Source organism: Staphylococcus rostri, from assembly GCF_002902145.1.
In the GTDB taxonomy this organism is placed as follows: Bacteria; Bacillota; Bacilli; order Staphylococcales; family Staphylococcaceae; genus Staphylococcus; species Staphylococcus rostri.
In genome coordinates, this window is record NZ_PPRF01000022.1 from 1 (window position 1) to 10,615 (window position 10,615).

9 protein-coding genes are annotated in these 10,615 nt (G+C 34.9%); 6 read left to right on the forward strand and 3 right to left on the reverse strand.

The window, feature by feature from the left end; all coding sequences use genetic code 11:
• The first annotated feature begins 536 nt into the window (after positions 1 to 536).
• The 6 genes from xdrA (at position 537) to yhaM (ending at position 8,010) form a co-directional block, all read left to right on the forward strand.
• Positions 537 to 1,001: an XRE family transcriptional regulator XdrA gene (gene xdrA, locus CD122_RS04335; RefSeq protein WP_103357782.1), complete on the forward strand. Its 465-nt coding sequence runs from the start codon at positions 537 to 539 to the stop codon at positions 999 to 1,001.
• A gap of 174 nt (positions 1,002 to 1,175) precedes the next feature.
• Entirely contained in the window at positions 1,176 to 2,306 is a 1,131-nt protein-coding gene (locus CD122_RS04340; protein ID WP_103357783.1) for a DUF445 domain-containing protein, read from the forward strand.
• A gap of 85 nt (positions 2,307 to 2,391) precedes the next feature.
• A complete protein-coding gene (locus CD122_RS04345) occupies positions 2,392 to 2,736 on the forward strand; it encodes a YlbF/YmcA family competence regulator (protein ID WP_103357784.1) in 345 nt (114 codons plus the stop codon).
• A 196-nt stretch (positions 2,737 to 2,932) separates the two neighbouring features.
• A complete protein-coding gene (locus CD122_RS04350; RefSeq protein WP_103357785.1) occupies positions 2,933 to 4,126 on the forward strand; it encodes a metallophosphoesterase family protein in 1,194 nt (397 codons plus the stop codon).
• Positions 4,123 to 7,047, forward strand: a complete 2,925-nt coding sequence (locus tag CD122_RS04355) for an AAA family ATPase (protein WP_103357786.1) — start codon at positions 4,123 to 4,125, stop codon at positions 7,045 to 7,047. The genes CD122_RS04350 and CD122_RS04355 overlap by 4 nt, the downstream gene beginning before the upstream one ends.
• 21 nt (positions 7,048 to 7,068) lie before the next feature.
• On the forward strand, positions 7,069 to 8,010 hold the full coding sequence (gene yhaM, locus CD122_RS04360; RefSeq protein WP_103357787.1) for a 3'-5' exoribonuclease YhaM: 942 nt from the start codon (positions 7,069 to 7,071) through the stop codon (positions 8,008 to 8,010).
• Between the two features lie 65 nt (positions 8,011 to 8,075).
• On the opposite strand, the gene prsA is transcribed toward yhaM, so the two are convergent.
• The 3 genes from prsA to CD122_RS04375 form a co-directional block, all read right to left on the reverse strand.
• Positions 8,076 to 9,041 carry a peptidylprolyl isomerase PrsA gene (gene prsA, locus CD122_RS04365; protein WP_103357788.1) on the reverse strand — a complete coding sequence of 322 codons (966 nt, stop codon included), beginning with the start codon at positions 9,039 to 9,041 and terminating at the stop codon, positions 8,076 to 8,078.
• A gap of 205 nt (positions 9,042 to 9,246) precedes the next feature.
• A complete protein-coding gene (locus tag CD122_RS04370; RefSeq protein ID WP_103357789.1) occupies positions 9,247 to 9,813 on the reverse strand; it encodes a DUF3267 domain-containing protein in 567 nt (188 codons plus the stop codon).
• Between the two features lie 52 nt (positions 9,814 to 9,865).
• Positions 9,866 to 10,396, reverse strand: a complete 531-nt coding sequence (locus CD122_RS04375; protein WP_103357790.1) for an HTH-type transcriptional regulator Hpr — start codon at positions 10,394 to 10,396, stop codon at positions 9,866 to 9,868.
• Positions 10,397 to 10,615 lie beyond the last annotated feature (219 nt).

Consider the following 10,615-nt stretch of genomic DNA (forward strand, 5'->3'; position numbering starts at 1 on the left):
AGATGTGTATAAGAGACAGGTGTATAGATATACACAATTATTAATGTTGATAAAATTGTAAAAATAGCATATGAATAAAATGTTAAATGGCTAAAAATACAGAAAATATGAAAATGTTTAAGTGATATACGTGGTGACTCATAAATTATGAATTTTTAAAAATTGAGCATATATGGTGACTATAACTTGGTGAAGTCATATAGTCCAAACATTATAAAAATCAATATATCACGCAACATTTTTTAGGATAATACGCATTTTGTATAGCACTGCAGCATTTAATATGCTAGAATAATGACGGTGTATTAAAACATTAAATAAGTAAAGAAACAATAAGAGAGCTAGAAAAAAGTGTGAAATAGCATGTTTGAGTTTTTCGACTATTTCGCCTTTTAAAGTTTTGAAAAAATAACGGCTGTGGCTCTTTTCATTTACATCTTTATGTATTAATATGTAATTTGTGTTTCAAGAAATGTGTAGATTTGCAATTTCTTGTGTGCGGATAAAATTTCACTTAGGAAAGGTCGTAATAATAAATGGATAGACAAAGTTTTACAGATTTAATTCAAGCAAAATTTAAGATGGTTCGTATTGAAGCGGGGTATACGCAAGATACAATGGCACAAACAATTGGACTTTCAAAGAAGACGTTAGTTCAAATTGAAAAAGAGCGTGTGTTACCTAACTGGACAACATGTGTTTCAATCTGTGCATTATTTAGAGATTCTGAAGTTTTAAATAGTACGTTTGGCTGTGACCCGTTAGAAATTGTACAAACAGTTTCACGTAACCAAGCAGCATATCCAAAATATTCAACAGTAAGTGATATTTATTGGGAAACATTAGCGTCAAAAGGAAACTTCATTTTACAAGCAAATAAAGTAAGTGAACTTTATCGTGTGCTAGATGGCGATAAACAACCATTATTTGGTACGCCGAAGTTAAGAGAAGCAGAGACGTTCTTCCAACGCCATGCGAAAGAAGACCTTGTTCGCGCATAAGTCTTATAGAGAATATAGTATCGAGCTGTGACATCATTGTATGTTGCGGCTTTTTATTTTATGTTGCCGATAAAATGAAACAATCTGAATTACTGAGAAGTCAATAATTTGGTTAAACTTCAAAAATTGTGGAATAATATCGAGGTAGAATAAAAGACTGAGAGGCGAAAGATAATGCAAGCACTACTGGTAATACTTTTTATGATGGTGATCGGTGCTGTAATCGGTGGTGTGACCAATATGATTGCGGTAAAAATGCTATTTCACCCATTTAAACCATATTATATCTTTGGACGACGTGTGCCATTTACACCAGGTTTGATTCCAAAAAGAAGAGGCGAAATTGCGACTAAGATTGGACAGGTTGTTGAAGACCATCTATTAACAGAGTCGTTGATACGTGAAAAGTTAAATGCACCGGAAATGCAACAAACGATTAGACAAACCGTTGCAAATCAGGTGGATCGTTTAAGACAAGATGATATGACCATCCAAAGACTCGCTGAACACTTTGATGTAGATGTTGTTAATACGAGTGAACAATGGATTGATCAATTTGTAACAAATAAGCTTCAAACGAAATATGAAACACATCGTAAGAATACATTAGAAGAAATAATACCTTCTGACATCATCGGCGTTGTAGATGATAAAGTAGCAGAATTAGATAGTGTGTTATTAGAAAAAGCACGCAATTATTTACAATCTGATAAGGGGTACCAAGATATTTCTGAAATGTTGGATACGTTCTTTATTGAAAAAGGCGGTATCGTTTCAATGCTGCAGATGTTTATGACAACTGAAGCGATGGCTGAACGCATTCAAAAAGAGTTGATTCGTCTTACACATCATCATCGTGCACAAAGTATTTTGGCAACACAAATCCAAGCTGAATATGCAAAATTTAAAAATATGCAACTCGAGACTTTAGTATCTGATGAACAATTTGTGCAGTTACGTGGTCAGGTTAAAGATTATGTATTAGATCAGCTTAAATTATCGCAACGTGCGCATCAACCGTTGAACCGACTTGTACCAAAACTATTTGAGCGTATGGATGTTGATGGTATTGATAAGATTACAAATTTAATTCTTAATGTGTTAGCGAATAGACTGTCATCGATTATGCGTCGGGTTAATATTCGCGGATTGATTGAAGAACAGATTAATCGCTTTGAATTAGATTATATTGAACAATTGATTTTTGAGATTGCGAACAAAGAACTTAAATTAATTATGTTGCTTGGCTTTATTTTAGGTGGATTAATCGGAATCTTCCAAGGGGTAATTGCAATCTTTGTATAATCTCTTAAAGTATGGTATCGTAAGCAAGGAAAGAAGTCGGCGAGAGCGTGCTGACTTCAACATAGACAATTAAGGAGCGATTATAATGGCTGTAAATTTATATGATTACGCAAACAAATTAGAACAAGCTTTACGCGAAAGCGATGAGTACAAAGCAATTAAAGATGCATATGCAAACGTTAATGCTAATGCAGAATCTAAAAAATTATTTGATGAATTCCGTGAAACACAATTAAACTTCCAACAAAAACAAATGCAAGGTGAACAATTAACGGAAGAAGAAATCAAACAAGCGCAAGAGCAAGCACAAGAAATTGAAAAAGACGCTAACATTTCTGAATTAATGAATGCTGAGCAAAAAATGAGCCAAGTATTCCAAGAAATCAACCAAATCATTGTTAAACCATTAGACGAAATTTACCAAGACTAATTGGTGAATGATTACGTATAGTGATATAACACAATGCTCCCTTTAAAGTGTGGACTTAATCATTACTTTAAGGGGAGCATTCTATTTTTATTTTGTAACATCATTTACATATGAATTATGCTAAAATATAGGAATACATAACAAAGATATTAATGTGTTATCATGGATTAAATTTCTGGAAAAGGAGCTAACAGTGATGGTTAAATTTTTGCATTGTGCAGACTTACATCTTGATAGTCCATTTGTGTCCAAACAGCATCTCAGCCCAAATGTTTTAAGAGATGTTGAGAATAGTGCGTATGAAAGTTTTAAGAAAATTGTCGATGTGGCATTACGCGAAAGTGTAGATTTTGTCATTATTAGCGGTGATTTGTTCGACCAACGTAATCGAACGTTAAAAGCGGAGATATTCCTTAAAGAAGAGTTTGAACGATTACAAAAAGAGCAGATTTTTGTATATATCGCACATGGCAATCATGATCCACTATCTGAACGAATTACGTCAGATTGGCCAGATAATGTCACGGTATTTTCTAATAATGTAGAAACATATCAAGCGATTACGAAAACGGGTGATAACGTTCATATTCATGGATTTAGTTATGAGACTGCCGCGAGTTATGAAAATAAAATTGATGATTATCCAACGAATGAAGACCGCAATATTGTACATATTGGTGTCTTGCATGGAACGTATAGCAAATCGGGTGATTCCGATCGTTATACAGAATTTCGCTTAGAAGACTTGAACAAAAAACTTTATCACTATTGGGCGCTTGGTCATATTCATAAACGTCAACAGTTGAGTGATTTACCAGAAATTCACTATTCCGGTAATATTCAAGGGCGACATTTTAAAGAACAGGGTGAAAAAGGCTGTTTAATCGTTGCAGGTGATCATGTCAAATTAACAACTCGCTTTGTGCCGACGCAATTTATTCGTTTTGAATCTGCAACGATTGATATTGATCAAATTACGCAACAAGCACTGTATGATGCGATACAGTCGTTTAAACAAAAAGTTCGCGGTTTGGGACGTTCGTTTTATCGATTACAGCTGAATGTTTCAGGTGATGAACGTATCGATCCACAAGTGTTAGAACAAGTGAAGGCGATGATTTTAGATTATGAAGAAAATGAGCAGTATTTCGTAATTATTGATTCGCTTGATATTCATTATACAGAGTTAGAAACGCACTCAATTTTTAAAGAATTTGCTCCAGATTTACTAGCACAAGATGAGATTTATGAAGCGGCATTAAGTGATTTGTATATGAACCCGAAAGCATCAAAATACTTGGATCATTATATGGAACACGATCGCAAAGCCTTAGTTGAACGTGCTGAAGCAATGATTCATGCTGAGTTGAAGGGGGCGAATAGACGATGAAAATCAAGTCAGTAGAAATATACGGTTATGGTCAGTTTGTACAACGCAAAGTTGAATTTAATCAGCATATCACACAAATTTTTGGTGAAAACGAGGCGGGGAAATCGACGTTACAAGCGTTTATTCACTCTATCTTATTTGGCTTTCCAACTAAGAAGGAAAATGAACCACGCCTTGAACCGCGTATGGGCAATCAATACGGCGGGCGCGTTACGCTTATATTAGACGATAACACGGAAATTGATGTTGAGCGTGTGAAAGGCAGCGCACAAGGCGACGTTAAGGTGTATTTACCAAATGGTGCGATTAAAGATGAAGCCTGGTTACAGGAGCATTTGAATTATATTAGCAAGCGTACGTATCAAGATATTTTCTCTTTCAACGTATTGGGCTTGCAAGACATTCATAAACACATGTCAGAAACACAATTACAGAACTTCTTAATGCAGGCGGGTGCGTTAGGTTCTACAGAATTTATCGGTATGCGCGATTTGATTAATAAGAAAAAACAAACGCTTTATAAAAAGGCTGGACAGCAACCTGAAATTAATCAAAAAGTAGCTGAACTTAAAGATTTAGAACTTCAAATTCGGGATGCGTCTACACAAGTGGAAACGTATCAACGTCTAATAGAAACACGTGAAAAGTCGGCTGGTCGTTTAGAAACAACGAAGGAAAATCTAGATCATCTTACTGGCTTTTTTGAAGAGAAACAAAAAGAAATGGCGCTCCATGATCAAGTTCAAGAGTGGAAGGCGTTAGAATCGGATTTAAATATTGAACCGATTACATTCCCTGAACAAGGGATTGACCGCTATGAAGCCGCAAAAATGCAAACGCACCAATTAGAACGTGATATTGGTTTACGTGAAGAAAAGCAGAAACAGTTACAGGCTGAAAATGACAAACTTGTTGTGCCGAGTGCTGATGTTGTGAACAAAGTAGAATCAATTGCGAAACAAGAAGATGAAGTGAAACAGCACGAACATGATTTGAAACAAGTTGTACGTGATATTGAAAATGTTGAGCAAGAAATTGCTGGTTTAAAATCTAATATTGGTTGGGATGACGTACATGAAGACGTTGACGCTTCTGAAGTGCAAAAGAGTTATGTTAGTTATGTATTAAAAGATAAACGTGAGAATGCACACAATCTTCAACAATATCGTAATTTACTAGACGAGCATGTGATTGAGCATCAGTCGCATGAAACTGAGTTAGAACAGCTTACTGGACGCTTAGTACCAGATGAGACGTTTGAACAGAAAAAGGTCTATGAGAAACGCTCTTTAGAATTGAATGAGAAACGCAATCTGTTTGTCAAAATGAAAGAAGCATTTGAAATTGAGCAACAACAAAAGCAAAAACGTCAGAATTTGTTGCGTATGATTTTTGTAATGATGGCACTTATTTCTGCGGGTGTGGCTGTTTACGCATTTATGTCAGCAGCAGTTGTTTATGGTAGTATTTTTGCAGTGTTAGCATGCTTGTTCTTTATTGCAGTATTTGTTGTGAAGACGAAAGAAGTTGGACATAATGAGCGTTTTTCAGAAGAGATTGCACAGTTAGAATCTGAAGTTAATGCGCTCGAACAAGCTTATGATTTAAACTTTGATTTGTCAGATCAATATCAATTGAGAGATCAGATTGAACAACGCAAGCAGAACTTAGCGATTTCAGCAAAAAAACAACAACGCTTAGAGCAACAATTAACAGCGGCTGAGGCACGTAATCAAGAAGATACAGACAAGGTGAATACGATTCGTCAAGATCTTCGTCTATCGCCAAAAATGTCTGACGAACTGTTAATTGACGCAGTACAAACGATTCAAGCGATTAAAGAACAGCGTGGTAGACTTTCACAATTACAAGAGAAGCGTAAAGTATTAGAAAATATGCTCGCTACGTTCTATCAACAAGCTGAGCAGCAGTTATCAACGTTGATTACTGACTTCAATCGTGCATCACTATTCCATGATGTACGTGAATGGTTAAAGCACACACAATCAGATACAATGAAGTTTGAACGTAACCAAGAACAACTGCAATTGATTGATAATGAAGTGAAACATCTTAATACACGTTTAACTGACAATCGCAACGTCATTCAAACACTATTCGATTTTATCGGTGTGCTTGATGAGGAAAGTTACTACAAACAGCATGACCGTTTTCAAACATATCAGCAGTCGTTATCTCGTTTTAATGACTTAACACATTTCTTGGAAAATCAAGATTATGGCTACGAACAAAGTTCAAAATTAAGCGAGAAGACGACGGTACAGTTAGAAGCGGAACATCAGCAGTTAGAAGAACAAATTGATGAATATAACGAGCGTTATTTAACGTTGCAAAGTGAAGTGAGTGACTTAACAGCACAGATCAATCATATGGAAACGGATAATACGCTCAGACATTTAAAACACCAATATCAACTTGTGCGCAGTCAATTGAATGAATTAGCTGAAGATTGGGCGGCGTTGAGTTATCTTGAGGCACTTGTGGATGCGCATATTAAGCAGATTAAAGATCAGCGTTTACCACAGGTTGTAAAAGAGGCTACTGAGATATATGATAAGTTAACGAATGGCGATTATGTTCAAGTCACTTATGAAAATGAAAAAGTGATGGTTCGTCACAAAGATGGTCAAATGTACCATCCAACTGAATTGAGTCAATCTACTAAAGAATTACTGTATTTCGCATTGCGTATTAGTTTGATTAAAATTCTCAAACCATATTACTCATTACCGATTATTATTGATGATGCATTCGTTCATTTTGATGCATTACGTAAAAAACGTATGATGGCATTTTTGAAATCTATGCCAGACAATTATCAAATTCTGTATTTTACATGCAATCACGATACGACACTTCCTGCAAAACAAAGTGTCACATTGCAAAAATTAGAGAAATAGAATGGAGAAAGGTGCTATACCATGAGACATGTAGAGACGTTAAAGCCTGGAGATAAGGTAGATCACTTCTTTTTAGTACATCAAGTGACGCAAGGTGTAACGAATCAAGGGAAAGACTATATGACGTTGAAACTTCAAGATCAAAGTGGTGAGATTGAGGCAAAGTTTTGGACGGTCACTAAAGACGATCTTCAAATTTTGAAACCTGAACTTGTGATTCATGTGAAAGGCGATGTCATTAACTATCGCAACAATCGCCAGTTGAAGATGACGCAATATCGTGTGGCAACTGAAGCGGATGGTGTACAAATTGGAGATTTTATTGAGCGTGCACCAATTTCAACTGAAGAGATTAAAAGCAAGCTTCGTGATTATATTTTTGAAATTGAAAACGCCAATTTACAACGTATTACACGTCATCTTTTAAGTAAATATGAGCAAGAATTTTTTGTCTATCCAGCAGCAAGTTCGATGCATCATAACTTTGTAGGCGGCTTGAGTTACCACGTTGTGACAATGTTGGAGGTTGCACAAAGTTTATGTTCGATTTATCCAAGTATTAATAAAAGCCTATTGTATAGCGGCATTATTTTACATGACATTGGTAAAGTTGTTGAGTTATCAGGTCCTGTCGCAACAACGTATACATTGGAAGGGAACTTATTAGGTCATATTTCTATCGCGAGTGATGAGATAGCTGAGGCAGCACGTCAATTAAATATTGATGGCGAGGAAGTATTATTGCTACGTCATTTAATCTTGGCACATCACGGTAAGTTGGAGTTTGGTTCTCCTAAGTTACCACAAGTAAAAGAGGCGGAGATTCTGCATTTTATTGATAATATTGATGCACGCATGAATATGTTTGATAAAGCACTGAAAAATGCTGATAAAGGCACAATGACTGGTAAGATTAGAGGACTTGAAAATAGACGTTTTTATAAACCTGAGAAACTAGATTAAAAATAAAGAAAACAGGGGCATGTACGACATAGTGTTGTACGTGTCCCTGTTTACGTGTTAATGTATTAAACACCTAGCCCTTGACCACTTTGCGAGCTTTGTGACGCTTTTTGAAGTGCTTCTGGATTTAGAATAGAGTCTTCAATTGCGTTTTTAATATCGCGATCTTTGTAATCAACGTTGTATTCATCTAATAACTCTTTATAGGCATCTGTTAAGATTTTAGGCTCTTTTTGGAGTTTATTTTGAATGAGTTTTGATTTTAATTTCGCTTTTTCTTTATTAAAATCAGTTTGTTTATCGGCACGAATGATGTGGTAACCATAATCTGTTTTTACGACATCTGAAATTTCACCGTCTTTTAATTTGAAAAGTGCTTTTTCGAAAGGTTCAACCATTTGACCTTTAACCACATAGCCTAAGCTGCCGTTTTGCTCACTACTTGAATCCATCGACTCTTTTTTCGCAATTTTATCGAAGTCTTTTGGATTTTTTTGTAGTTGTTTTTGAATTTCTTCAATTTTCTTTTTCGCTTCTTTATCAGATAAACCTTCTTTGTCATTATCGTCTTCTTTAACTTTAATTAGAATGTGAGACGCTTTTTTCGTTTGATCTTTAATTTCTTTGTCTGAGATTTTGACTTTTTCATTTAATAATAGTTTTTGGTATTCGATCAGTCTACGTTGTTCTTTATATTCATCCATCGTAACTTTTTGTTGCTTAAGTAAACTTTCAAACTGTTCTTTGCCACCATATTTTTCAATTTGGCTATCAATTTCTTCATTAATTTTCTTATCATCGACTTTTTCGCCATATTTATCTTCTAAAATTTTACCGAGAAGTAGTTTAAAAGAACTACTTGCAATTTGATTACTACCAATGTCTTTCATCACATCTTCAACTTTAACGTCTCCAGCTTTTGACGAAATGAGTGTTTCGTCTTTTGATGATGGGGCGCTATTGCCACAAGCTCCTAAAAGAATGGCACTTGCTGATAACGGGATAATCAATTTTTGTAAGCCTTTATTCATATTGCTGTCTCCTTTACATAAAAGTAACACACATAATATACCACAATCGCGAAATTGAACCAACGAAAGACCTAGAGACTACGACTAATGTATGAGATGCATTTAGTTAATAAGGCTTATAGAACTAAGAGAAAAGGGGAGAATGTCTAATCATGCCATTCCACCATAAAAATGTAGAACTAAAAAATTGGCTAAGCGCCGAAGCTTAGCCAATAGAAATTTGATCCGATGTACAATTTTTTTCTAGCAGGACGAATCCATTGATATGTTCCTCTACGAACTGTCCGCGCTTGCAGAAGAAAATCACTTTTAAATAGAGTAGATCCATCACTGAAAATCCAGCATTAAGTGCTAATAAAAACATAAAATAATGACCATAGTGCGGTAATGCACAGGCGATTAAAATACATATTAATGAAATGATAATGAGCGGTGCAATTAAACATATACAAAAGTAATATTTACGCACAGGTTTATCTAAGAATATGTTATATAACGGTATCCAGCTCTTAGGCATTAACTTATACATTTTAATATAACGAAAATAAGGTAATACCGTCAAAATATGAATGAGCTTGTGTAACGGATATAAACATAACATTAAGACAATAAATATAAAAAAGTTTTTGTCAGTAAATGGCACATTTGAATAGTAATGAAATACTTCAAAACTAATTAAAAATGTAATAACCACAGTAACAAAGCTTATAAATGCAATACGTGGAATACCAAACCGAGAATGTATATCGATTGATCTTGAACAATTAAGCATCAAAAAAACTCCTCTAATGCAAAGTTTGATATTACGTATTATCTACCGCATTTTAATCAGCGTCAAGTAAATTTTTTCGTAAATGTTCATGGCATTGATTAATACCATCTAAAAATGCTTTGCCTTGTAATTGTGAAACAAGATAATGTTCATCACTAAAACTTGGAAAATGGAACATTTCTTCATTATAATCTTGAGCAGCACGATAGATACTATTATTTGTCATATCGTATTGATCAAAAATATTTTCCACAAGTGTATGGCCTTCTTCAGTTAAAACGATAAAAGTATTTCGTTTATCGTTCGTATCTTTTTCTAATTTTAATAATCCTTGTGACTCAAGACGCTTTGCAAAGTTGTAAGCAGTTGATACATGCATCACACCGTAACGTGAAATATCAGAAATAGTTACTTTTTTAAATGCATAAATAGTCATTAGAATTAAATGTTCATTCATTGTAATGCCGGATTTTTTAAGCCAAGCTTGCCAGTCATTTTCTGCATTTTTCCAGATGACTTTAGATAGCATAGCAGCTTTATGCGTGTATAAAATACTCTCAATTTGGTGCTGTTTATCGGTCATGCGACTATCTCGTTTCAACTGTATAAAAGGGGCTGGGACATAATTCGTTCTAAGCCTCTTTTGTAAAAAGAGGTTGGGACAAAAGCGCTTAGGATTTGAGCAGAACCGAACGATGAGCAAAATTACTTTTCAAATTTTGCCGAAATCGTGGCAGTTCTGTCGAAAATCCTGCTTTTGGGACACCGTTTATCGGTTTCCCAGTGCTTAAATTTATTGTGT